Origin of the sequence: Halomonas rhizosphaerae (assembly GCF_030012485.1) — a bacterium.
Classification (GTDB): Bacteria; Pseudomonadota; Gammaproteobacteria; order Pseudomonadales; family Halomonadaceae; genus Halomonas; species Halomonas rhizosphaerae.
The window spans coordinates 181,398-206,269 of the sequence record NZ_JASCQQ010000028.1; the positions used below are offsets into that span (position 1 = coordinate 181,398).

Here is a 24,872-nt window from a genome sequence, read left to right on the forward strand (position 1 = left end):
ACTTCTTGCGCAGCATCCATGATTCAAGCCTGACTAGGGCATTAACATGGAAGAAACTTATTTACACACAAGGTTACATTATGTAGCCGACTCCTGCTCGTACCAATTTTCTAACCCACTAGATTGAGAAAAGCTCATGACCGTACAGGCACTAAATACAGTTTTTCCTTGCCAACAGTCACCAAGGCCGCTCGAGATGACCCGCTCCTACTAGTCGGCACTAAGATCACCATGCCGCCTGTCATCTACAGACAAAAAAATGCGCCGATCATGAAGGATCGACGCATCATTAGATATCTAGTCCGGATAGTACTAGAACACCCGATTCATCCCGTTCTGGGCCGCGACACGGTAGGCCTCGGCCATGGTCGGGTAGTTGAAGGTGGTATTGATGAAGTACTTGAGGGTGTTGGCCTCACCCTGCTGCTGCATGACCGCCTGGCCGATATGGACGATCTCGGAGGCCTGGTCACCGAAGCAGTGGATGCCGAGGATCTCGAGGCTGTCCTGGTGGAAGAGGATCTTGAGCATGCCCACGGTGTCGCCGGTGATCTGGGCCCGGGCGGTGTCCTTGAAGAAGGCCTGGGCCACCTCGTAGGGCACCCTGGCCTCGGTGAGCTCACGCTCGGTCTTGCCCACCGAGCTGATCTCGGGGATGGTGTAGATCCCCGTGGGCACGTCATCGACGAAGCGGAAGTCCTCCTCGAGCATGTCGTCGCTGGCGTTCTTGCCCTGGTCGTAGGCGGCGCTGGCCAGGCTCGGCCATCCGATCACGTCACCCACCGCGTAGACATTCGGCACCTCGGTCCGGTAGTGGTCGTCGACCTTCAGCTGGCCGCGGCCGTTGGCCTCCAGGCCGATATTCTCCAGCCCCAGCTGGTCGGTATTGCCGGTGCGGCCGTTGGCCCACAGGAAGGCGTCGGCGCGCAGCCGCTTGCCGGACCTGAGATGCACGGTGACCCCAGTATCGTCCCCCTCGACCCTCGCATACTCCTCGTTGTGGCGGATCAGTACGCCATGCTTGCGCAGGTGGTAGGAGAGCGCATCACTGATCTCGTCGTCGAGGAAGGAGAGCAGACTGCCGCGGTTGTTGATCAAGTCGACCTTGACGCCGAGCCCCGAGAAGATCGAGGCATACTCGCAGCCGATGACCCCCGCGCCGAAGATGATCAAGGTCCGCGGGGTATGGTTGAGACTGAGGATGGTGTCGGAGCAGTAGATGCGCGGATGGCGGAAGTCGATGTCGGCCGGCCGATAGGGGCGCGAGCCGGTGGCGATGATGACCTTGGCGGCGACCAGTTCCTCCATGCCCTCGTGGTCGTCGCGCACCAGCAGCGTATGCTCGTCCTTGAAGCGCGCCACGCCGCGAAACAGGTCGATGCGGTTGCGGGCATAGAAGTTGGTGCGCATCGCCACCTGCTGGTCGATGGTGACGCGGGAGCGTGCCATCACCCTGGAGAAGGAGAACCAACGCGGCTCGCCGATGTCGCGGAACATCGGGTTGGTGTTGAACGAGAGGATCTGCTTGACCTGGTGTCGCAGCGCCTTCGATGGGATGGTGCCCCAGTGGGTGCAGTTGCCTCCGACCTGCGCCTGTTTCTCGACGACCGCGACCCGCTTGCCGTGCTTGGCGGCATTGATCGCCGCGCTCTCCCCCGCCGGTCCGGTGCCGATCACCACCACGTCATAATTGTGCACTGCCATCGTCTCTCGCTGCTCCTTCTGCCCGGGTTTCCGTCAGCGGTACGTAAAAAAGGATCAAGAGCCGTTGGCCCTTGATCCTCGTCGTTCGTTCTTCAAGATCTTCGCATGCTGGCACCGGCGCGTTTCTGTGAGAGCGGACGGTTCACCGCCGCGACCTGCTTCGCGATGGGTGCCGGATGCATTGCGACAAGACTGTCGTCCCTGCAACCGCTGAACCTGCAATGTCGGTGCGGATCAACGCTTGGTGGCGTCATACCCCAGGTCGGCACCACGGCTCTCGTCGCTGCGGCGACGCGCACTGGTCCTCTTGCGGTTCTCCTCCTCGCAGACCTCGTCCTTGCCGCCGCAGACATCGCAGCCCTCCTTGAGGCCCAGGCGGTTGAGACCGCCACAGGTACCGGCGATGGGCTTGCGACCCATGATCACGCCGACGGCCATGGCGGCCACGATCAGCAGCATGAAGGCGAATACCACCAGGTAAAGGGTCATTGTACGCTCCTCGGTTACGGAAAAGGTCGGCCATCCTGACTGTGTGACAACACCATGACGCTTGGGGTCCACGGTTCAATAGATCTGATGCCTGAGATGCCGACAGCAGGCGTTACGCTTAACGATCGGCATGTCGGGCAGCAGCAACGAAGGGGCCGGCCTCTCGGCCGGCCCGGGGGTCGCCTTGCGGCGATCGAGATCAGCCGCCGAAGTCGTCCAACAGGATGTTCTCGGGTTCCACGCCCAGGTCGATCAACAGCTTGATCACGGACGCGTTCATCATGGGCGGCCCGCACATGTAGTACTCGCAGTCCTCGGGCGCCGGGTGGTCCTTGAGGTAGTTCTCGTAGAGGACGTTATGGATGAAGCCGGTCGGCCCCTCCCAGTTGTCCTCGGGCTGCGGGTCGGAGAGCGCCAGGTGCCACTCGAAGTTGGGGAACTCCTCGGCCAGCTGGTCGTACTCCTCGTTGTAGAAGGTCTCGCGCCAGGAGCGCGCGCCGTACCAGAACGAGATCTTGCGATCGGTCTTGAGTCGCTTGAGCTGGTCGAAGATGTGGCTGCGCATCGGCGCCATGCCGGCCCCGCCGCCGACGAAGATCATCTCGGCATCGGTGTCCTTGGCGAAGAACTCGCCGAAGGGCCCCATCACGGTGACCTTGTCACCCGGCTTCAGGCTGAAGACGTAGGTGGACATCAGCCCCGGCGGATGGTCGGTGTTGGGCGGCGGAGTGGCGATACGGATGTTGAACTTGAGGATGCCCTTCTCTTCCGGATAGTTCGCCATGGAGTAGGCGCGGATGACTTCCTCGTTGTTCTTGTGGGAGATGTCGAACAGCCCGAACTTCTCCCAGTCGCCCCGATACTCCTCCTCGATGTCGAAGTCCTTGAAGGAGATGTCATAGGGCGGAGCCACCAGCTGCACGTAGCCGCCGGCCCGGAAGGCCACTTCCTCGCCCTCGGGCAGCTTCAGGTTGAGCTCCTTGATGAAGGTGGCGACGTTGGGGTTATCGATGACTTCGCATTCCCACTGCTTGACGCCGAAGACCTCCTCGGGCACCTCGATCTTCATATCCTGCTTCACCGGCACCTGGCAGGAGAGGCGCCAGCCTTCCTTCTTCTCGCGCAGGGTGAAGTGGGACTCCTCGGTGGGCAGGATGGCACCGCCGCCCTCCTCCACGCGGCACTTGCACTGGGCGCAGGAGCCACCGCCGCCACAGGCGGAGGAGAGGAAGATGCCGTTGGCTGCCAGGGTGTTGAGCAGCTTGCCACCGGCCTGGGTGGTCAGGGTGTGTTCGGGGTCACCGTTGACCTCGATGGTCACATCCCCGGTGCTGACGAGCTTGCTGCGGGCAGCCAGGATCACCAGAACCAGGCCGATGACGACCACGGTGAACATGACCACACCGAGCAAGATGACTGTTGTATCAACCATGTCGGTTTCCTATTGCTTGACGTTGCCTGAACCCCGGCGGCGCACACGGCCGCCGGGAGAGCACGACCTGCCTCAGAGCTGGATGCCGGAGAAGGACATGAAACCCAGCGACATCAGGCCCACGGTGATGAAGGTGATGCCCAGCCCCTGCAGGGAGTCGGGAACGTCGCTGTACTTGAGCTTCTCGCGAATGCCGGCCAGCGCGGTGATGGCCAGCGCCCAGCCGGTACCGGCGCCGAAACCATAGACCACGGACTCGCCGAAGTTGTAGTTACGCTCGACCATGAACAGCACGCCACCCAGGATGGCGCAGTTCACGGTGATCAGCGGCAGGAACACGCCCAGCGCGTTGTAGAGCGCGGGCACGTACTTGTCGAGGAACATCTCCATGATCTGCACCAGGGCGGCGATGACGCCGATGTAGGAAAGCAGACCCAGGAAGGAGAGGTCGATGTTCTCGGCCCCGCTGATGCCGGTCCAGGTCAGGGCACCCTCCTGCAGCAGGAAGGTGTAGACCAGGTTGTTGACCGGCACGGTCACGGTCAGCACCACGATCACGGCGATCCCCAGGCCAAAGGCCGAGGAGACCTTCTTGGAGACCGCCAGGAAGGTACACATGCCCAGGAAGAAGGCCAGCGCCATGTTCTCGACGAAGACCGAGGCGACGAATAGGCTCAGATAATGTTCCATGTTACACGGCCTCCTTCGGCTCGGTGTTGGGCTTCATCTTGAACTCGTTCTCCTCGACCTGTTCCGGGTTGACGCTACGCAGTACCCAGATGATCAGTCCGATGATGAAGAACGCCGACGGCGGCAGCAGCAGCAGGCCGTTGGGCACGTACCAGCCGCCGTCCTGCACGGGCTGCAGCACGGTGAAGCCGAACACGCTGCCGGCACCGAGCAGCTCGCGGAAAAAACCCACGGTCATCAGGATGAAGCCGTAGCCGATGCCATTGCCGATGCCGTCCAGGAAGGACATTCCCGGCGTGTTGGTCATAGCGAAGCCTTCGGCACGCCCCATCACGATGCAGTTGGTGATGATCAGGCCGACGAACACCGAGAGCTGCTTGGACATCTCGTAGGCGTAGGCCTTGAGGATCTGGTCTACCACGATGACCAGGGAGGCGATGATGGTCATCTGCACGATGATGCGGATGGAGGACGGGATGTGGTGGCGGATCAGCGACACGAACAGGTTCGAGAAGGCCGTCACGAAGATCACCGCCAGCGTCATCACCAGCGAGACGCTCATGCTGGTGGTCACCGCCAGGGCCGAGCAGATACCCAGTATCTGCAGGGCAATGGGGTTGTTCTTGAAGATCGGCGTCGTCAGGACGCTTTTTGCATTGGCAGCAGACATGATCAGGCTCCTTCACTTTCGAGTTCGACGTCGGCGCCCTCGGCCTCGGTCTGGTCGATCCCCTCGCGGAACCGCGCCAGGTACTCACCGAAGCCCTCGGGGCTGAGCCAGAACTGCAGCATGTTGGTCACGCCCTTGCTGGTCAGGGTGGCACCGGAGAGGGCATCGACCTCGTTCTCGCCACTGGCACCGCCCTTGACCAGGCTGATCGCGGGCACGAGTTCCCCTTCCTCGTCGAAGATCTCCTTGCCTTCCCACTGGGCCTGCCAGCGCGGGTTGTTGACCTCGCCACCCAGTCCGGGCGTCTCGGCGTGCTCGTAGTAGGTGATGCCGACGATGGTGTTGCCGTCGCCTTCCACGGAGAGAAAGCCGCGCATCAGCCCCCACAGGCCCTGGCCACGGATCGGCAGGATGATCTGCTCGGGATCTTCCGCATCGCCGACCAGGTAGACGGTGCTGTAGTTCTCCTGACGGGTCAGCCCGGCGATGTCCTTCTCCCCCGAGAGGGTACGGGACGCTGCCGGGTCACGACGGGCCTGGAAGCCTTCATAGGTGGAGGGATCGAACTCGTCGGTGTACTCGCCGCTACGCAGATCCACCACCCGGGGCGTGATGACCGACTCGAAGGTCTCGTTCACGTCCATGCCGGATTCGTAGAGCTGGGCCACCTCGAGAATGTTAGTCTTGCGGTCCAGCTCCTGGTTGAACTCTTGCTTCGAACGCAGGGCCACCGCTGCGGTGGAGACGATGATCGAACACACGATACAAAGTGCGAACGCCACCGTCAGGATCTTCTTGATGGAGTTGTTGCTCTGTGCCATCAGGCAGTCTCCTCGGCCGGCACACCGGTGCGCTGCATGCGGCGCTTGATGTTGGCCTGTACAAAGAAGTTGTCGATCAGCGGGGCGAACAGGTTGGCGAACAGGATCGCCAGCATGATGCCTTCAGGGAACGCCGGGTTGACGACACGGATCAGCACCGTCATGACGCCGATGAGCGCGCCGAAGATCAGGCGGCCCTGGTTGGTCATGGAGGCGGATACCGGGTCGGTCGCCATGAACACCATGCCGAAGGCGAAACCGCCCACCACCAGGTGCCAGTACCAGGGCATGGCGAACATCGGGTTGCTGTCGGAGCCGATCAGGTTGAAGAGCGCGCTGGTCGCTACCATGCCCAGGAAGACGCCGAGCACTATCCGCCAGGAGGCGATCTTGGTCCACAGCAGCACTACCGCCCCGATCAGTATCGCCAGGGTCGAGGTCTCGCCCACCGAGCCGGGAACGAAGCCGAGGAAGGCGTCCCACCAGCTGAACTGGCTGGAGAGGGCTGTCATGCCGTCCTGGAAGGCGATGGAGAGCGCGGTCGCCCCGGTGTAACCGTCGGCCGCCACCCAGATCGCGTCGCCGGAGATCTGTGCCGGATAGGCGAAGTAGAGGAAGGCACGGCCGGTCAGCGCCGGGTTGAGGAAGTTCTTGCCGGTACCGCCGAAGATCTCCTTGCCGATCACCACGCCGAAGGTGATGCCCAGCGCCACCTGCCACAGCGGGATGGTGGCGGGCAGGATCAGGGCATAGAGCACGGAGGTGACGAAGAAGCCCTCGTTGACCTCGTGGCCACGCTTGATGGCGAAGAGCACCTCCCAGAAGCCGCCCACCACGAAGGTCACCAGGTAGATCGGCAGGAAGTAGGTGGCGCCGAGCACGAAGTTGGCCCACAGGCTGCCCGGATCATGGCCGCCGGCGAGGGTCATCATGATCGCCTCGCGCCAGCCGCCCATGGAGCTGAAGCCCTCGGAGATGGCCAGGTTGGCCTGCCAGCCGGCGTTCCACATGCCGAAGAACATCGCCGGGAAGGTACACAACCAGACGGTGATCATGATGCGCTTGAGGTCGACGCCGTCACGCACGTGAGCCGTGGTCTTGGCCACATCGGGCGGGGCATAGAAAATGGTGTCCACCGCCTCGTAGAGGGGATAGAACTTCTCGTACTTGCCCCCCTTGTGGAAGTGGGGCTCGAGATTATCGAGTGTCTGTCGGATACCCATCATCAGGCCTCTTTCTCGATCATGGTGAGATTGTCGCGCAGGATGGGACCGTACTCGTACTTGCCGGGGCACACATAGGTGCACAGCGCCAGGTCCTCTTCATCCAGCTCCAGGCAGCCGAGCTGCATCGCCGTCTCGATGTCGCCGACGATCAGCGAGCGCAGCAGCTGAGTGGGCAGGATATCCAGCGGCATCACCTGCTCGTAGGCTCCCACCGGCACCATGGCCCGCTCGGAGCCGTTGGTCGAGGTGGTCGGCGCATAGTCGTGCAGGCCGGTGATCTTGGACAGGTAGATGCCCATCACGGAGTGGCGGTTCTTGCCGGGCGACATCCAGCCCATGAAGACGCGCTTGTTGCCCTCCTCGAGGAGGCTGACCTGGTTATGGAAGCGACCCAGGTAGCGCAGGCTTCCCTCACAGGTGGCACCGGCGAAAACCGAGCCGGAGATGACGCGCGTGCCCTCCGGGTCGACAACTTCGCCGGCCAGCAGTTCATCGGTGCTGGCCCCGACGCGGGTACGCAGCAGGCGCGGATTCTCGGCACGCGGGCCGCCCACGGCGATCACGCGCTGGACGTCCAGCTTGCCTTCGGCGAAGAGCTTCCCGAAGGCGATGACGTCCTGATAGCCGATATGCCAGACACGCTTGTGCAGGGCCACGGGCGAGAGATGGTGGATATGGGTACCGACCAGGCCGGCGGGGTGTGGGCCAGCGAAGGTCTCGTGCTGCACGCCCTTGACGTCGGTTCCCGGGATGCGAGCCTCAGGCGCCGTGCAGAGGTAGACCTTGCCCTCGGTGAGGTGGGCCAGCACCTTGAGCCCGTCCTCGAAGGCCTCGGGCTGCTCGTTGATGATACCGGCAGGATCCGCGGCCAGCGGGTGGGTATCGATGGCCGTGACGAAGATATCGGTCGGCGCACTGTCGACGGCCGGTGTGCGCGAATAGGGACGGGTGCGCAGTGCGGTCCACAGGCCCGACTCAACCAGCTGGTCGACGACGGCCTGGCGCTCGAGGCTCTCGAGCTTGTCGCGACCGTGCGCCTTGAACTCTACCGCCTCTTCGGTCTCGTCGACCTTGATGACCACCGAGAGCAGCTTGCGCTTCTCGCCGCGGTTGATGGCGATGACCTCGCCGGCCGCCGGCGCCGTGAACCGCACCCCGTCGATCTTCTTGTCGGTGAAGAGCAGCTGGCCCAGCTTGACCCTGTCCCCCTCACTGACCTCCATGGTCGGCTTCATGCCGACATAGTCGGTGCCCAGGACAGCCACATGGTGCACCGGCCGCGCGTCCTCGATTCGCGCCTCCGGCGTCCCCGCGATGGGGAGATCCAGGCCTTTCTTGACTTCGATCATAGTCTCGCCCAGTTGATGGATCGGATAGATGAAGAAAGGGGTTCGAATGGATTCGAATTCTTCTGTTTTCAGTACGTTACCAGTCAGGCCCGAGGCTCGCTCGAACCACCCCGAAAAATCCACCGTATTATAAAGAGAAGCGTAAAGGATGACCACCTGCCCTATGGTCGCAAGGGCAGTTCCGGGACAAGGGTAAAATTGTCGCACCGCCGAGCGCCGAGCGCCGAGCTGCCAAGCTGCCAAGCTGCCAAGCTGCCAAGCTGCCAAGCGAGGTTGTGCCGCCTGCATCAGCAAAAGCAAGAACCCCCATCGGAGTCGCTCCGTGGGGGTTCCTGATCTATCTCTTCAACGCCCCCGCCCGTCACGGGTCAGCTTGCCGGCTCGGCGCTTGGCCGCTTGGCGCTGCCCTTCAGTCCTTGGCACGCGGCAGCTTGAGGAAGTGCACGTTGGAGACGTGCTGCAGGATGCGGATCACCTGGCAGCTGTAGCCGAACTCGTTGTCGTACCAGACGTAGACCACGGCATTCTTGCCGTTGGCGATGGTCGCCTTGGCGTCGACGATGCCAGCGTGGCGGTTGCCGACGAAGTCGGTGGAGACCACCTCGGGCGAGTCGACGAAGTCGATCTGCTTCTGGTAGGGCGAGTCGAGCGACATCCGGCGCAGGAAGTCGTTGAGCGCCTCGGCGTCGGTCTCCCTCTCCAGGCGCAGGTTGAGGATCGCCATGGAAACGTTGGGCGTCGGCACCCGGATGGCATTGCCGGTCAGCTTGCCGGCAAACTCCGGCAGGGCCTTGGCCACCGCCTTGGCGGCGCCGGTCTCGGTCAGCACCATGTTGAGCGGAGCGCTGCGGCCGCGACGATCGCCCTTGTGGTAGTTGTCGATCAGGTTCTGGTCGTTGGTGTAGGAGTGCACGGTCTCCACGTGGCCGTGCTCGACGCCGAACTCGTCGTTGAGCACCTTGAGCACCGGCACGATGGCGTTGGTGGTGCACGAGGCCGCGGAGAGGATGCGATCCTGCTCGCCGATGTCCTGGTGATTGATGCCGTAGACGATGTTGGCGACGTCGCCCTTGCCCGGGGCGGTCAGGATCGCCTTGGCCACGCCCTTGCACTGGATATGCTGGCCAAGGCCCGCCTCGTCGCGCCAGATGCCGGTGTTGTCGACCACCACGGCGTTGTCGATGCCGTACTCGGTATAGTCGATCTCGGCGGGCGAATCGGCGTAGATCACCCGGATGACATTGCCGTTGGCGGTGATGGTACGCGCTTCGGCATCCACGCTGATGGTGCCGTTGAAGGGGCCATGCACCGAATCGCGGCGCAGCAGGCTGGCCCGCTTCTCCAGGTCCTTGGCGATGTCACCGCGGCCGCGCACCACGATGGCACGCAGGCGAAGCAGATTGCCGCCACCGGCCTTCTCGACCAGCACGCGCGCCAGTATCCGCCCGATGCGGCCGAAACCGTAGAGCACGACGTCCTTGGGCTGCCCGTTGTTGCCGGCGGGATCGTGGCCATCGACGATCTCGGCCAGCTCGTCACGCAGGAAGGCCACCGGGTCGCCGCCGTGCGCCTTGTAGGCCACGCCGAGCTTGCCCACGTCGACATGGGCCGGCCCCAGGTTGAGCTCGGTCAATGCCTTGACCAGCGGGAAGGTGTCCTGCACGGAGAGCTCGGTCCCCTCGATCTTGCGCACATAGCGGTGATCCTTGAGGATGCGGATCACGCTGCGGTTGAACAGCGACCGCCCGAACATGGTCACCACCACGTTGTTGTGGCGGTAGAGGCTGCCGATCATCGGGATCATCTGCTCGGCGATCGCCTGGTTGTCGTGCCATTCCTGGAAGACGGTATCGAGGGATTGCTGACTCACGGGTAACCTCTCCTTGGTGAGAACAGTGGGGTAAAGATACCGGTGCATTATCCGGGGCGGCACCTGTCGGGGCAATCGCAGGATGGTCGCACCCGCTGTAGGCGTTTTACAGAAATCCCCTGCTGACTACAGGCCGGGCGTGAGGCTGGTATCATGCCCCCACCTCTGCACGCCGCTCACGACCACGGTTGGGTAACCGATAGCATGCCGAACTTCTCGCCGCTTGACCCGCCTCGCCCCCAGGGGCTGCGCGACATTCTCTACTGGCAGACGCCGCCGGGCAGCGCCACCGCCCTGGCCCTGGCCCACCTGGCCGAGGATGCCCCGTTGCTGGTGATCACCCCGGATACCGCCACGGCGCAGCGCCTGGAGAGTGACCTGGGCTTCTATGGCCACCTGCCGGTGCTGCCCTTCCCCGACTGGGAGACGCTGCCCTACGACAGCTTCTCGCCACACCAGGATATCGTCTCGGAGCGGCTGCGCACCCTGCGCCGCCTGCAGGACGGCGAGCACGGCATCGTGCTGGCGGCCATGAATACGCTGATGCAACGCTTGCCGCCGGTGGAGTACATCGCCGGGCGCGTGATGACGCTGGAAACCGGCCAGACCCTGGACCGCGAGGGATTCCGCGACGCCCTGTCACGGGCCGGGTACCGGGCCGTGGAGACGGTCTATGAGCCCGGCGAGTACGCCCTGCGCGGGGCCCTGATCGACCTCTTTCCCATGGGCGCCGAGGCACCGCTGCGCATCGACCTGTTCGACGACGAGATCGACACCCTGCGCCACTTCGACCCGGACACCCAGCGCAGCCGGGACAGGATCGAGCGGGTCGAGCTGCTGCCCGCCCACGAATACTCGCTGTCACGCAGCGCCATCGCCTGCTTCCGCGAGGGCTTCGAGACGCTGTTCGACGTCGACCCGCGCCAGTGCCCGCTCTATGTGGATGCCCTCAAGGGCATCCCCTCCCCCGGGCTCGAGCAGTACCTGCCGCTGTTCTTCGAGGAGACCGCCACGCTCTTCGAGCACCTGGCCGAGGGCACGCGAGTGGCCATGCTGCCCGGGGTGTTCGAGGCCGCAGAGCATCACTGGGCGGCCATCGAGAGCCGCTTCGAGAACCTCGGGGTCGACCCCACACGCCCGCTGCTGCCGCCCCACCGCGCCTTCGTGCCCGTACCCGAGGCGTTCGGTGCCATCAAGCGCCACCCCCGGGTGGCCCTGACCGGCGAGGCCGACCACCGGCATGCCCTGGCGCCTGCCACGCGGACCCCGCCGATGGTGACGGTGAATGCCCGGGCGAAGCAGCCGCTGGCCGACCTGGAGGGCTTCCTCGCCGACCACCCGGCCACCCGGGTGCTGTTCGTCGCCGAGTCGCGAGGCCGCCGCGAGGCCCTGGAGGAGACCCTGGGGCCACTCCGTCTCGCGCTGCGTCACGTCGAGGACTTCCCCGCCTTCCTGGCCTGCGACACACGCCTGGCGATTACCGAGGGCGAGATCGATGCCGGCCTGTGGCTGACCGATCCGGATCTGGCCGTGATCAGCGAGACCGAGCTGTTCGGCGAGGTGGTCCGCCAGAGCCGCCGCCGCGAGCGGGCCACCGATGACAACGAGATGGCGATCCGCCACCTCTCGGAGCTGCGACCCGGCGCGCCGGTGGTCCACCAGGCCCATGGCGTGGGCCGTTACAAGGGGCTCGAGACGATCGAGGCCGGCGGGCAGGCCGCCGAGTTCGTGACCCTGGAGTATGCCGACGGGGCGCGCCTCTATGTGCCGGTGGACAGCCTGCACCTGATATCGCGCTACGCCGGCGCCGACGACGAGTTGGCGCCGCTGCATCGGCTGGGCTCCGACCAGTGGGAGAAGGCAAGACGGCGCGCCGCCGAGAAGATCCGCGACACCGCCGCCGAGTTGCTCGATATCTACGCCCGTCGCGAGGCCCGGGAGGGCTTCGCCTGCGCACCGCCCGACGCGGAGTACGCCCGCTTCGCGGCCAGTTTCCCGTTCGAGGAGACCCCCGACCAGCGCGCGGCCATCCAGGCCGTGATCGGAGACATGACCGCGCCGCGCCCCATGGACCGGGTCGTCTGCGGCGACGTCGGCTTCGGCAAGACGGAAGTCGCCATGCGGGCGGCCTTCCTGGCCGTCCACTCCGGCCGCCAGGTGGTGGTGCTGGTGCCCACCACCCTGCTCGCCCGACAGCACTACGAGAACTTCCGCGACCGCTTCGCCGACACCGCCGTGAACATCGAGCTGATCTCGCGCTTCACCGCGGGCAAGGGGCAGGCCGCGTCCCTCAAGCGTATCGAAGCGGGCCAGGCGGACATCGTCATCGGTACCCACAAGCTGCTGTCGAAGAGCACCAAGCTTCCCCATATGGGGCTACTGATCATCGACGAGGAGCATCGCTTCGGGGTGGCCCAGAAGGAGCGTCTCAAGAGCCTGCGGGCCGAGGTGGACATCCTGACCATGACCGCCACCCCGATCCCGCGCACGCTGAACATGGCGATGAGCGGGATTCGCGACCTGTCGATCATCGCCACCCCCCCGGCCCGGCGCCTGTCGGTGAAGACCTTCGTCCAGCAGCGTGACGAGGCGGTGATCAAGGAAGCGATCCTTCGCGAGATCCTGCGCGGCGGCCAGGTCTACTTCCTCCACAACGAGGTCAAGACCATCGAGACCGCCGCCGAGAAGGTGCGCGAGCTGGTGCCCGATGCCCGGGTCGGCGTCGCCCACGGCCAGTTGCCGGAGCGCTCGCTGGAGCGGGTAATGTCCGACTTCTACCACAAGCGCTTCAACGTGCTGGTCTGCTCGACCATCATCGAGACCGGCATCGATGTACCCAGCGCCAACACCATCGTCATCGAGCGCGCCGACAAGTTCGGCCTCGCCCAGCTCCACCAGCTGCGCGGCCGCGTCGGGCGCAGCCACCACCAGGCCTACGCCTATCTGCTCGCCCCGCCGCCCCGGGTGATGAGCAAGGATGCCGTCAAGCGCCTGGAGGCCATCGCCGGCGCCGAGGACCTGGGCGCCGGCTTCACCCTGGCCAGCCACGACATGGAGATCCGCGGCGCGGGCGAGCTGCTTGGCGAGGAGCAGAGCGGCCAGATGGAGGCCATCGGTTACGGCCTCTACATGCAGATGCTCGACCGCGCCGTGACGGCGATCCGCGAGGGCCGAACGCCGAATATCGAAGCCCCGCTGGATCAGGGTGTCGAGGTCAGCCTCAACCTGCCGGCATTGATCCCCGATGACTACCTCCACGACGTCCAGCAGCGCCTGGTGATGTACAAGCGCATCGCCAGCGCCGCCGACGAGGCCGAGCTCGATGAGCTCAGGGTGGAGATGATCGACCGCTTCGGCCTGCTGCCGGACCCGGTCAAGACCCTGTTGCGCCAGACCCGGCTGCGCCAGCGTGCCGAGCGCCTGGGCATCACCCGCCTGGAGGCCGGCCCCGAGAAGGGCCGGGTGATCTTCGGCAGCCAGACCCCCGTCGACCCCCTGGTGCTGGTGGAGCTGATCCAGCGGGCGCCGGACCGCTATCGCCTGGACGGTGCCGACACGCTGCGGTTCGAGGCGGCGATGGAGAAGGCGGATGCCCGCTTCCAGGCGACTGAACAGCTCCTCGACACGCTCAACCGAAAGGCCGAGGCGGCGTGACGGGCATCAGGACCGAGGGCCGAGGCGAGCAGATCACCTCTTCCTTGCCTCTTTCTCCTTGGCCCTTGCGCCTCGCCCGGCTGGCGGATTACCGCCCGTCCGGGCGATACTATTAGGTCAAGACGCCCAGGACGGGCCCCTCGCAGCCCCTGACCAACGGCAACCACGAGAACATGACGTCGATGAAGCACTCTTCCCCGCTCGGGCGCGCCGCCCGATTCGCCACGGCGCTGGGCCTCTGCGCTGTGCTGACCACGCCACTCCAGGCCAGCACCGAGGCGTGGCCCCGCGGCTACTACCCCCTGCCCGAGGAGGGGGACCTGGTCGGCGAGGTCTATACCGTCATCGCCGAGAGCGGCGACACCCTGATCGATATCGGCCACGAGCATGGCATCGGCTACGAGGAGATGGTGCGCGCCAACCCGGAGGTCAGCATCTGGGCCCCCTTCGAGGGCACCGAGGTGGTGATTCCCGGCCGCTTCATCCTTCCCGACGGGCCCCGCGAGGGTCTGGTGGTCAACGTGGCGGAGATGCGTCTCTATTATTACCCCCCGGCCGATGAGACCGAGGCGCCACGCGTCGAGACCTACCCCATCGCCGTCGGGCGCATGGACTGGAAGACGCCGCTGGGCACCACGCGCATCACCGAGAAGGTCAAGGACCCCGCCTGGTACCCGCCGGCGTCGATCCGCCGCGAGCATGCCGAGGCCGGCGACCCACTCCCCAGCGTGGTGCCACCGGGCCCCGACAACCCGATGGGCACGCGCAAGATGCGCCTGGGCATCCCCGGCTACCTGATCCATGGCACCAACCGCCCCGAGGGCGTCGGCATGCGCGTGACCCACGGCTGCATCCGCATGCTGCCCGAGGACATCGAGGCCCTCTTCCCGCGCCTGCCCATCGGCACCCAGGTCAAGCTGATCAACGAGACGCTCAAGCTCGGCTGGGCCGACGGCACCTTGCACGTCCAGGCCTATCCCTACCTGGACGAAAAGGACGGCACCACCATCCAGCGCATCACCGATGCCCTCGACCAGGTGGACACGGCGACCGACGGGCTCGACTACCCGGTGAACTACGCCCGTCTTCGCGAGGTCGTGGAAGTACCGCGGGGGATGCCCGTGGCCCTGGAGGTCCCTCCCGCCCCCGAAACGCTCTGGGACCGCCTGGAGCTGATCGCCGCCGACAGCGGCTCGCGAGAGCGCCAGGCCGAGGAAGGCTAAGCCTCTGCTGGCCTGATCGCGCAGCAAGCGTCCACCAAACGACAGGGGCCTCGCCGATTACGGCGAGGCCCCTGTCTTGAAAGTTCCACTACCGCCCTGTCGGGCGGTCGAGAACCATCACTTCTGCATGGAACGCTCGAACATGCGGTTCATCTCTTCGCGGTTCTGCTCGGACATCTGCAGGGCCGCTTGAGCGTCGCGCTGAGCCTGGTTGGCAGTGTTCTGCGCCTGGGTCGCAATGCTACGTGCTTCGGCAGCGTCGGCCTGGGCAGACTCGGCGGTCTGACGGACTTCTTCCAGGGCGCTGTTGGAGGCACAACCGGCCAGGATGGCCAGAGATGCAGCAGCGGCGGTCAGCTTCAGGGTAGTCTTCAGAGTCATGGTGTTCTCCTTGAGTCTTCCTTGGGTACTGCGTTGGTGTTGCCTGAAAATCAGGCTTCCTGCGGAAGCAGGCCTTCTTGCAGCGACTTCTGCTGCGAAGCACAGGAGTCAAACGCTGTTTTATAATATGCAACGGCGCTTGTCCATAGCTTAGAACGTCCCTTGCGCATGTAAAGCCTAGCGGATCACGACGCGTGTGCCAATGTCGATCAATGACGACAGACGCTCGACCTGCGGGTCGGTCACGGCCACACAGCCATCGGTCCAGTGGAACCGCTGGTGGATGTCGGGATCCCCCTCACCGACGCCATGGATGCCGATGAAGCCACCGAGCACCGTATCCTGGGGAGGGTAGCCGTGTCGACGGTAGTAGGAGAAGTAGTGGTCATAGTCCTGCTGGCTGTATACCCCGGCCTCCAGCGCCATGCGGGCGTGGGTGGGCGTGGGGTAATCGAGTCCGATGAAGATATGAAACTTGCTGCGGCGGTTGAAGCGGTTGACCCGGAACTCGCCGAGCGGCGTGGCCCGATCGCCCCGCTGGCGTTGCGGCCTGGCCCCCCCGCGTCCCAGCGAGATTGGCTCGAAGCGCTCGAGAAGCCGATTGCCGCGGTAGACGTTAAGCGCCGCCTCGCGGTCCTCGACCAGCACCCACAGCTCGCTGTCATGGCGGGGGACGATGGCCCGGGACAGCAGGCTGTCCATCAGGTTGGCAGAGGCGTGAGGCGCCAGCAGCAGCAGGGGCGAACTCAGCGCCAGCAGGCCGAAGCGGCGACGGGAGAGGTGCTTCATCGATGACGCCTCTGGAGCAAGCAGGAAATGAAAGGCATAGCACTGACCGCCGTTATACCGCATTGCCTCCCGACTGTCAGGAGGGGTGGAGAGAACAACATGCAAGGTCCCGCCGGGCTCGTCAGGCGGGCAGGATGGCGCCCATCCGGAAGACCTCGCGCAGGGTGGTGATGCCGGCGGCGGCCTTGGCCAGGCCGTCGGCAAACATCAGGGTCTCGCCCCGTTCCAGCAGGCTGCGTCGCAAAACGGCGTCATCGGCATGGCGTAGCAACAGGGCATGATCCTCGGGGGTAGGCTGCCAGATCTCGAATACCCCGGTACGCTCCCGGTAGCCCAGGCCGTCACAGTGCTCACAGCCCACCGGCGCCCACGCATGCTCTGGCACCTCGAGCCCCACCGCCTCGAGCCACTGGACATCCTGGGACGGCGTTGGTCGCTGTTCACGACACTGCTCGCAGAGCCGACGCACCAGACGCTGAGCGATCACCAGGCCAAGGCTGGCGCTGATCTCGGCATCTTCCAACCCGAGATGTCGCAACGTGGAGACAGCCCCCACGGCATCGCGACTGTGCAGTGTCCCCATCAGTGACCTGCCGCTTCCGGCCACGCTGACGGCCGCCGCGGCGGAGCCCGGGTCACGTATCTCGCCGATCAGCACGTAGTCCGGGTCCAGGCGCAGCATGGAGCGAGTGCCGGTGGCGAAGTCGAGCCCGTTCTCGGCGTCCACCTGGATCTGGTTGATGCCGGGGATGGCGTACTCCACCGGATCCTCGAGCGTCACCACGTGACTGTCGGTGAGGCGCAGCTGGTTCAGCAGGGTATAGAGAGTAGTGGTCTTGCCGGCGCCGGTGGGGCCCGCCACCAGCAGCATGCCACCGGTCGCGTCCATCCAGCGACGAATCCCTCGCGCCCCCTGCTCGCCGATCCCCAGCGAGAGGGTATCGTGGAAGGTCCGGGGAGGTGCGAGAAAGCGGATGGCCAGCTTCTCCCCGCCGACACAGTTCACGGCGGTGACCCGCAGGAAGGTCTCTTCCACGCCCTCTTCGCCGGGGGGCCAACTGAAGCTGCCTTCGCTGGCGACCCGCGAGGGCATGGGGTCGAGCCGGGCGAGCACCTTGAACTGGTTGGCCAGTTGGAGTCCATCGCCGACCTCGAGGTCCAGGGCGTCGATGACCCGACCGTCGATGCGCAGGCGAATGCGCCATCGCTCACGGGAAGGATCGAGGTGGATGTCGCTGGCCCGCGCGCGAATGGCATCCTCGAGCAGCACGTGGGCCATCAGGGTGTCATCGTCAGGCCCCGGGGGGTCGGCAAACAGGGCCTCGAGGCGCGGCAGGAGCCGACGCCCCGCCGGCTGGCGTTCTTCCGCCATCAGTCTTGACGCTCGACGATGAACTGGGACATCAGCTTGTCGGTTCGACCGCGCAGGTGCATCTCGGTCCTGTCGAAGGGAAAGCGCTCGATGTAGTCACGGTTGACCGGCGGCTTGTGGACATGCACCAGGGCTGCCTCGAGCCGCTCGCGATAGACATAGGTCGCCGCCGCCACGCTGTAACAGAGGACCTCGCCGGGTTCCAGTCGGCTGGCCCACTCATCACGCAACTCGTGATGGCGAATGCGTTGGCGCACGTCACCGGATTCACCGATATAGAGCAACCGCTCGATGCCGGGCTCGCCATCGTCTGCGGCCGTGCCGGCATAGACACAGAAGATCCCCGATACGTCAGGAATCTCGCCAAGCTGCTTGTCCGTCCAGTAGCCCAGCAGCTTGAGTGACAGGATCTGATCCGACATCGCTTTCTCCTCAGTAGTCCTCGAGTCGTTGCATGTCGCGGGCAAGGCGGCGAACCTCGGCCTCGTGACCGCTGGAGAGCGACGCGAAGAACTCGCGTTCGGCCTCCACGGATGCCCGCTCGACACGATGAGCATACAGGTCCTGAAGCGTCCTGTGCATGGTCAGCGCCGTGGACAGCACGTCTTGCACGCTGTCGCACGACATGCACTCGGTGAGGCGATCGAGCGTGGGGGCATGGGGAAAGTCGGCGGGGTCGTCGAACCAGGTCTCGAGCACCTTGCGATGGTCGCTCTCTTCCTCGAGGTAGTTGGCCAGCTCGATCTGCATCTTCCGCTCGTGTTCGGCCAGGTACTCCAGCGCCATGCGTACCCGATCGTTCACGTCACCGGCGGCCAGCTGGTCATACTGCTCGGCGAGTCCCCGGTGGTAGTCGGCCGCCCAGGCGACCAGTTCCTTGACCTGATGAAAGCGCATTGCGACTCCTCCTACTGATGCCCTGACACGGGCGGATAGTCCATGCCTTCATCCTAGCCAAGCCGCATCCATCACGCTTGATGCATATCAATGCCGGAGCAGACCCCAGCGGTCGCCCGACTCGCCTCATCACGGGCACCGCGGCTTCTATCGGCCTGTCCCTGGCGCGACGAGCAGCCTGGCACTGTTGCCGACCACGCTGAGCGAGCTCAATGCCATGGCCACGACCGCCACTTGGGGGGGAACCGCCATCCACACCACCAGGGGTAACGCCGCGCCGTTGTAGAGCGCCGAAAGCCAGAGGTTCTGGCCCATCACCCGCCGGGTCCTGCGGGCGACCTCGATGGCGTCGCGCACCCCGCCCGGCCCCGGTCGCAGCAACTGGATGGCCGCCGCATCCCGGGCCGCCGTACTGGCCCCGAGCGCCGCTACCCCCAGGCTGGCGGCGGCCAGGGCCGGGGCATCGTTGATGCCGTCTCCCACATAGAGCGAGGGTCGCGGCAATGCATTCACCAGGGCAAGCTTCTGCTCGGGGGGTCGCCCGGCAAAGCAGGCCGAGCGAGCCAGTCCCAGCGCGTCGCCCAGCCGCTGCACCGGCGAGGTACGATCCCCGCTGATCAAGGCCACGGCGAGCCCCTCGCGTGTCAGGAAGGCGAGCAGCGGCGCGGCCGCCGGGTCCGGGGCATCGGCCAGCCAGAGGCTGCCGAGCCAGCACCGGCCACGCGCCAGGTCGACCCGGGTGTCGGCCGGCTCCTCCGCGGCCTCCCTGGGGAGTATTACGCCCTCCGAGGCCAGCCATGCCGGTGAACCGATACGCAGAGTATCGCCCTCCCCGCCCCGCATCGGGGGCTCCAGCCAGGCGATGCGCCCACCGCCGGGGTGCTCCTCGACCCGCCAGGGCGCCTCTCCCTCCAGCAGCCCTGCGGCCAGGGCATGGCGACGAATGGCCTGCCCCAGCGGATGCTCACTGCCCCACTCCACCCGCGCGGCCAGGCGCAGCAGCTCCTGACGTGTCACGCCCGCCGCGGGCTGCAGGGAAGTCACCGAGAGCTCGCCCAGGGTCAGGGTGCCGGTCTTGTCGAAGGCGACCGCGCGCACCTTGCCGGCCTGCTCCATCGCGCCTGGGTCGCGGAACACCACACCCTGATCCAGGGCCCGGGCGCTGCCGGCCAGGCTGGCCAGGGGCACGGCCAGCCCCACGGCACAGGGACAGGCCACCACCAGCACCGACAACGCCCGTACCAGGCTCTCCTCCAGCGTTACACCCAGCAGCAGCAATCCCGCCAGGGTAAGCAGCGAGAGCCCCAGGGCGAGCGGCGAGAGCCAGGCGGCAAACCGCTCGGCGACGAGACGCAGGCGCCCCTTGGTGGCCTGCAGGCGCTGCATCTCGCGATAGAGGCGATCCATGCGACACTCCCCGGCCCGGGCAGTGACCACCAGGGTCAGGTCTTCGTCGCGATTGCGACTGCCGGCGACCACCGGATCCCCGCGGGTCAGCCGACGCGGCCGGCTCTCGCCGGTGAGCGGCGAGAGGTCGAGCCAGGCACCGCAATCGAGCAGCGCGCCATCCAGGGGTACCGTCTCGCCTGCGGCCACGCGGACTCGCTCGCCCAGGGCCACCTCGGTCAGGGGGACGCGCACCTCGCCCTCCTCGCGCTGCACCGCGACCTCGTCCGACGCCGTCACCAGCCCTTCCAGCGCGCGCAGTCCACGATAGCGTGCCAGGGTCTCGACCCAGCGCCCCACCAGCAGCAGCATGATCAGCATCACGGCGGTATCGAAGTAGACCTCCACGCGACCTCGCCACAGCAGCCACAACGAGATCGCCATGGCAGCGGCTACCCCCAGCGACACCAGCGCATCCATGCCGGGGCGCCCGGCCCACAGGGTCCGCCAGGCGGCCCGATAGAAAGGCATCCCGGCGTAGAGCACTACCGGGAGGGCCATGGCGCCCGATACCCAGGCCAGCACCCGCGCGAGGTGTGGCTCCGGCATGGCGCCGGCATAGATCAACAGCGATGCCAGCAGGGTCCACATGCCGAACAGCGCCGCCACTGCCAGCCGCCCGACCAGGTGCCGACTCTCGGCGTCGAGTCGCGCCTCGGCGTCGGGTGCCGACTCCAGGCTCCTCAGGCGATAGCCCAGCCGCGCGACCTCGGGGTCCAGCGCCTCACGGCGGATGATGTCGGGCCGCCCCCTCACCAACAGGGTAGCGGTGGCATAGTCGATCCCGACCCGGGCCATGCCAGACAGGCGACCCAGGCGATGCTCGATGGCCAGGGCGCAGCCGGTACACCACATGCCTTCCAGGGAGAAGAGCGCCTCCGCCTCGCTCGGGACATCGGTCTGCGGGTGACCCATATCCGCGTCGCTAGAGAAATCGGTGGAGAGCACCATGCCGTCCCCCAGGCCGTCAGAGGCAGGGAGGCAGCGCGACCAGCGGCAGCCCCACGAAGGCCACCCCGCCGGCCGCAAAGAGATGCAAGCCGGCCGCCACGGCAGCGATGAAACGCGCGGCCCTGACCGGCTCTCGGCGCACCGCCGACAGGCAGCAACGGGCCAGCCACAGCAGCGCCCCCAGTGTCGCCAGGGTGAAAAGGCCCAGCCACAGATTGAGCGCTGTCAGCGCGCCCTGCCCAGGAGCAGGAGGCGCCACGGCGCAGGCTATCGAGAGCCCCCCATAGAGCGCCACGAACCACAGGCTCCAGATCGGCAGCCCCAACAGCAACTGCACGGGGTGGCCAGGGTTACGCCAGGCAGTGTGAGCGGTCATGGGCCCCCTCCGATCACGCGTGGCAGCAGGCCGGTGGCGGCCGCCAGGATCCAGTAGCTGCCCAGCTGGTAGCGCCAAAGCAGTGCCACCACCCGCGGCTCGAGGGGCAGCCGGGCGCTGACATAGCCCAGCGTGGCGCGACGTGCCTGGAGGACGGTGAGCAGGGAGACCAGCCCGCCGTGAAGCAGCACATAGAGCAGGCCCACCAGCAGCACCGCATCATGGGCACTGGCGGTGGGGGCGAGCCCTGCCTGCCACAGCATCACCACCGCCAGCAGCAGGTGCAGGCCGCCCAGGGCGGCGATGCCGTAGAGGGCGGCCGCGAGTCCCGCGTCCTCACCGGCGTCCAGGGCTCGCAGCCGGCGCTCCAGCCAGCCCACCGCCACGAGCAACAAAGTGCCGGCGCCCAGCAACAGGGCCAGGGAGAGCGGAGACGACGCCGGCATCTGCCAACGGGGCGAGACGGCCCAGAGATAGAACCAGCCGAACAGCAGCGAGAGGAAGAAGGCGCCATCGGCGAGCAGCGCCACCCCCATGGTCCAGCGGCCCGGCCCATCCTGGGTGCGCGAATGCAGCGGCGGGTCCACGGGCTCGTCGTGTCCCAGGGGCGCCGCCAGCGGGTGGCCTCCGTTCTCCCAGGACCAGCGCAGCAGCAGCACGCCGGCCGCCATAAAGGCGGCGAGGGCCAGCGGATAGAGCCGCATCAACAGGCTGATGCAGACCACCGCCAGCATCAGGGCGGCGGCCAGCGGCCACCAGCTGCTGGTGGGCAGGTGGATGATGTCGCGCACCCGCCCGGTCAGCGCCTCGCTGCCGATCAGCTCGCGGCGACCGTGGGTGCTACCCGCCAGGGCATGCTCGCCGCGGGCGATCTCCGCGCCGAGCCGGGGGTTGTCCCACAGCGGATGGCGGGTCTCGACGCGCGGCAGGCTGGCGAAGTTATAGGAGGCCGGCGGCATCGCCAGGCTCCATTCCAGGGTGTCGGCGCCCCAGGGGTTGCGCGGCGACGGTCGTCCGAAGCGGGCGTGCAGGGCCAGGTCGAGCAGCACCGTGGCGATGCCCGCTGCCATCATGAAGCCGCCCACCGAGGAGACCAGGTTGTAGGGCTCCCAGCCCAGACCGGCGTCATAGGTGTAGACCCGGCGTGGCATGCCGAGCAGTCCCGTGACGTGCATGATCAGGAAGGTCAGGTTGAAGCCGAGAAAGGTCAACCAGAAGCCGAGGCGCCCCAGCCGCTCGGAAGGCAGGCGGCCGGAGACCAGCGGCAGCCAGTAGTAGAGCCCCGCCAGCAGCGGGAAGAGCATGCCCCCCACCAGCACGTAATGCAGATGGGCCACCACGAAGTGGGTGTCATGGACCTGCCAGTTGAAGGGGACCAGCGCCAGCATGACCCCGGTGAGGCCGCCGCAGACGAAGATGACCAGAAAGCCCAGGATCCACAGCATCGGCAGGGTCATGCGCGGCCGCCCCAGCCACAGCGTGGCCATCCATACGAACACCTGGATGGCGGTGGGCACCGCCACCAGCATGCTGGCCGCCGAGAAGAAGGCCTGGGCCAGCTGAGGAATGCCCACGGTGAACATGTGGTGGACCCAGAGCCCGAAGCTGATGAAGCCGGTGATGAGGATCGCCGCCACCACCCAGCCGTAGCCGACGATGGGACGTCCGGCGAACACCGGGATCAGGGTCGAGACGATACCCGCCGCGGGCAGGAAGATGATGTAGACCTCGGGGTGACCGAACAGCCAGAACAGGTGCTGCCAGAGGACCGGGTCACCGCCGCCCTCCACCGCGAAGAACGGCATGCCCGCGGCGCGCTCCAGTTCCAGCAGGACACTGCCGAGGATCAGCGGCGGGAAGCCCACCACGATCATCAGGGCCATGGCCAGGATGTACCAGGCGAACAGCGGCATCCGGTGCAGCGCCATGCCGGGCGACCGGGTACGCAGGATCGACACCGTGAGCTCGACGCCCGCCGACAGCGCCGAGATCTCGACGAAGGTGATGCCCAGCAGCCAGAAGTCCGACCCCAGGCCCGGCGAGAACTCACCGCTGCTCAAGGGGGTGTACATGAACCAGCCGCTGTCCGGCGCCATCTCCAGCAGCAGGCTGGCGAACAGGATGATGCCCCCGAACAGGTAGCACCAGTAGCCGAAGGCGGTGAGCCGCGGGCAGACCAGGTCCCGGGCGCCGATCATCTTGGGAATCAGGTAGATCGCCAGCCCCTCCAGCATGGGAATGGCGAACAGGAACATCATCACCGTGCCGTGCATGGTGGTGACCTGGCTGTAGATCTCGGGTGACATGAAGTCGTGGTCGGGCAGCGCCAGCTGGGCGCGCACCAGCATCGCCAGCACCCCGCCGAGCAGGAAGAAGACCAGGCCCGTGGCCATGAAGCGCAGCCCCAGGGTGCTGTGGTTGACCACCGTCAGGGCACGCCAGCCGGTGGGATTGCCCCATACCGCCTCGAGCTCGCGGTGCAGCCGCTGGGCCTCGGGGGAGGTGTCGGGAAGCGTCTCGCTCATGGGCGCAGGGTCTCCAGCCAGGCACCGATCGCCTCGAGGGCCTCGGTGTCGAGTTGGTCATGGGCGGGCATGTGGTTGCCGGGCTTGAGTCGCTGGTGCTCGGCAAGCCAACGGGCGATGGCGCCCTCCTCCATGGCCATGACCCCGGCTCCCAGGGTGGCGCGGCTGCCGATATCGGAAAGATCCGGCCCTTCGCGACCGTCGGAGAGCCCCTCGACCCGGTGACAGCGGGCACAGTGCTCGACGAAGGTCTCCCGGGCGGCGTCATGGCCCTCGGCCTGGGCGGGCGGCGAGCGACGCGCGGCCAGCCAGGCCTCGAATTCCTCCGGCGCCATGGCCTCCACGTGGAGATGCATGCGGGCATGCTGAGCCCCGCAGAACTCGGCGCACTGGGCGCCGAACACGCCGGGGTCGTCGGCCTCCAGCCGAATGCGGTTGACCCGCCCCGGCAGCATGTCGATCTTGCCGCCCAGGCGCGGCACCCAGAAGGCGTGGATCACGTCGCCACCGGTGACGTGGAAGTCCACCGGCTCGCCGGCGGGCATCGCCAGCTGGTTGGCCGTCACCACCTCGCCGGCCTCGTCGGGGTAGCGAACCTCCCACCACCACTGATGGCCGACCACCTCGATCGTTCGGGGGGATTCACCGCCGGGCAGCGGCAGGGGCAGCAGGCGCTGCCCGGCCGGTACGCCGAAGGCGAGCAGCAGCAGGATCGTCACCCCGGGCAGCAGGATGCCCCCACCGAGGATCCAGCGCAGCGCCAGCCGGCGCTCCTCCGACGGCGACCGCTCGGGGTGCTCGCGACGGCGGAAGGCGGCGAGCCACGTCCCCACCACGGCCAGGAACACCAGGGAGAAGGCCGACAGCATGCCCCACCACAGCCAGGCCACGTCGCGCGCCGCCGGCCCCGCGGGGTCGAGGATGGAATGCTCCCCCGTGCACCCGGCCAGCAGCAAAGAGAGCAGCACCGCCGGCTTGACCCCCATGCGGCGGCGGCCTTCAATGCC

20 protein-coding genes are annotated in these 24,872 nt (G+C 66.3%); 2 read left to right on the top strand and 18 right to left on the bottom strand.

The window, feature by feature from the left end; genetic code table 11:
• Positions 1 to 312: 312 nt before the first annotated feature.
• From sthA to QLQ86_RS13875, 9 genes are all read right to left on the bottom strand, one after another.
• On the bottom strand, positions 313 to 1,704 hold the full coding sequence (sthA, locus tag QLQ86_RS13835; protein ID WP_282817344.1) for a Si-specific NAD(P)(+) transhydrogenase: 1,392 nt from the start codon (positions 1,702 to 1,704) through the stop codon (positions 313 to 315).
• Positions 1,705 to 1,938: 234 nt separating this feature from the next.
• Positions 1,939 to 2,193 (bottom strand): (Na+)-NQR maturation NqrM, encoded by a 255-nt coding sequence (nqrM, locus tag QLQ86_RS13840; protein ID WP_282817345.1) that lies wholly within the window; start codon positions 2,191 to 2,193, stop codon positions 1,939 to 1,941.
• Between the two features lie 199 nt (positions 2,194 to 2,392).
• Positions 2,393 to 3,625, bottom strand: a complete 1,233-nt coding sequence (nqrF, locus tag QLQ86_RS13845; RefSeq protein WP_282736564.1) for an NADH:ubiquinone reductase (Na(+)-transporting) subunit F — start codon at positions 3,623 to 3,625, stop codon at positions 2,393 to 2,395.
• Positions 3,626 to 3,697: 72 nt separating this feature from the next.
• Positions 3,698 to 4,315 (bottom strand): NADH:ubiquinone reductase (Na(+)-transporting) subunit E, encoded by a 618-nt coding sequence (gene nqrE / locus QLQ86_RS13850; RefSeq protein ID WP_133635501.1) that lies wholly within the window; start codon positions 4,313 to 4,315, stop codon positions 3,698 to 3,700.
• A gap of 1 nt (position 4,316) precedes the next feature.
• Entirely contained in the window at positions 4,317 to 4,985 is a 669-nt protein-coding gene (locus QLQ86_RS13855) for an NADH:ubiquinone reductase (Na(+)-transporting) subunit D (RefSeq protein WP_282736563.1), read from the bottom strand.
• Positions 4,986 to 4,987: 2 nt separating this feature from the next.
• Positions 4,988 to 5,806, bottom strand: a complete 819-nt coding sequence (locus tag QLQ86_RS13860) for a Na(+)-translocating NADH-quinone reductase subunit C (RefSeq protein WP_282736562.1) — start codon at positions 5,804 to 5,806, stop codon at positions 4,988 to 4,990.
• On the bottom strand, positions 5,806 to 7,032 hold the full coding sequence (locus QLQ86_RS13865) for an NADH:ubiquinone reductase (Na(+)-transporting) subunit B (RefSeq protein WP_282817346.1): 1,227 nt from the start codon (positions 7,030 to 7,032) through the stop codon (positions 5,806 to 5,808). The genes QLQ86_RS13860 and QLQ86_RS13865 overlap by 1 nt, the downstream gene beginning before the upstream one ends.
• Complete coding sequence (locus QLQ86_RS13870) at positions 7,032 to 8,381, bottom strand: Na(+)-translocating NADH-quinone reductase subunit A (RefSeq protein ID WP_282817347.1); 1,350 nt, start codon at positions 8,379 to 8,381, stop codon at positions 7,032 to 7,034. The genes QLQ86_RS13865 and QLQ86_RS13870 overlap by 1 nt, the downstream gene beginning before the upstream one ends.
• 409 nt (positions 8,382 to 8,790) lie before the next feature.
• Positions 8,791 to 10,251 carry a glyceraldehyde-3-phosphate dehydrogenase gene (locus QLQ86_RS13875; protein WP_282817348.1) on the bottom strand — a complete coding sequence of 487 codons (1,461 nt, stop codon included), beginning with the start codon at positions 10,249 to 10,251 and terminating at the stop codon, positions 8,791 to 8,793.
• A 204-nt stretch (positions 10,252 to 10,455) separates the two neighbouring features.
• Here QLQ86_RS13875 and mfd point away from each other — a divergent pair, with 204 nt between their 5' ends.
• Both mfd and QLQ86_RS13885 read left to right on the top strand, forming a co-directional pair.
• Positions 10,456 to 13,905 (top strand): transcription-repair coupling factor, encoded by a 3,450-nt coding sequence (mfd, locus tag QLQ86_RS13880; protein WP_282817349.1) that lies wholly within the window; start codon positions 10,456 to 10,458, stop codon positions 13,903 to 13,905.
• Positions 13,906 to 14,087: 182 nt separating this feature from the next.
• A complete protein-coding gene (locus tag QLQ86_RS13885) occupies positions 14,088 to 15,128 on the top strand; it encodes a L,D-transpeptidase family protein (protein WP_282817350.1) in 1,041 nt (346 codons plus the stop codon).
• Between the two features lie 117 nt (positions 15,129 to 15,245).
• Here the strand turns inward: QLQ86_RS13885 and QLQ86_RS13890 are convergent, their stop codons facing one another.
• The 9 genes from QLQ86_RS13890 to coxB all read right to left on the bottom strand — a co-directional run bounded on the left by QLQ86_RS13890 (position 15,246) and on the right by coxB (position 24,851).
• Complete coding sequence (locus tag QLQ86_RS13890; RefSeq protein ID WP_282736556.1) at positions 15,246 to 15,509, bottom strand: Lpp/OprI family alanine-zipper lipoprotein; 264 nt, start codon at positions 15,507 to 15,509, stop codon at positions 15,246 to 15,248.
• A 177-nt stretch (positions 15,510 to 15,686) separates the two neighbouring features.
• Positions 15,687 to 16,298, bottom strand: coding sequence for a L,D-transpeptidase family protein (locus QLQ86_RS13895; protein ID WP_282817351.1), 612 nt, complete (start codon positions 16,296 to 16,298; stop codon positions 15,687 to 15,689).
• Positions 16,299 to 16,419: 121 nt separating this feature from the next.
• Positions 16,420 to 17,670, bottom strand: a complete 1,251-nt coding sequence (locus tag QLQ86_RS13900) for a GspE/PulE family protein (RefSeq protein WP_282817352.1) — start codon at positions 17,668 to 17,670, stop codon at positions 16,420 to 16,422.
• Positions 17,670 to 18,092, bottom strand: coding sequence for a GIY-YIG nuclease family protein (locus tag QLQ86_RS13905; RefSeq protein ID WP_282736553.1), 423 nt, complete (start codon positions 18,090 to 18,092; stop codon positions 17,670 to 17,672). Before QLQ86_RS13905 ends, QLQ86_RS13900 begins: the two co-directional genes overlap by 1 nt.
• A 10-nt stretch (positions 18,093 to 18,102) precedes the next feature.
• Positions 18,103 to 18,567: a 2-hydroxyacyl-CoA dehydratase gene (locus QLQ86_RS13910; protein ID WP_282817353.1), complete on the bottom strand. Its 465-nt coding sequence runs from the start codon at positions 18,565 to 18,567 to the stop codon at positions 18,103 to 18,105.
• 147 nt (positions 18,568 to 18,714) lie between these two features.
• Entirely contained in the window at positions 18,715 to 20,964 is a 2,250-nt protein-coding gene (locus tag QLQ86_RS13915; RefSeq protein ID WP_282817354.1) for a heavy metal translocating P-type ATPase, read from the bottom strand.
• 16 nt (positions 20,965 to 20,980) lie between these two features.
• Positions 20,981 to 21,340 (bottom strand): hypothetical protein, encoded by a 360-nt coding sequence (locus QLQ86_RS13920; RefSeq protein WP_282817355.1) that lies wholly within the window; start codon positions 21,338 to 21,340, stop codon positions 20,981 to 20,983.
• Positions 21,337 to 23,865: a cytochrome c oxidase subunit I gene (ctaD, locus tag QLQ86_RS13925; protein WP_282817356.1), complete on the bottom strand. Its 2,529-nt coding sequence runs from the start codon at positions 23,863 to 23,865 to the stop codon at positions 21,337 to 21,339. The genes QLQ86_RS13920 and ctaD overlap by 4 nt, the downstream gene beginning before the upstream one ends.
• On the bottom strand, positions 23,862 to 24,851 hold the full coding sequence (gene coxB, locus QLQ86_RS13930) for a cytochrome c oxidase subunit II (protein WP_282817357.1): 990 nt from the start codon (positions 24,849 to 24,851) through the stop codon (positions 23,862 to 23,864). Before coxB ends, ctaD begins: the two co-directional genes overlap by 4 nt.
• Between the last annotated feature and the right edge of the window lie 21 nt (positions 24,852 to 24,872).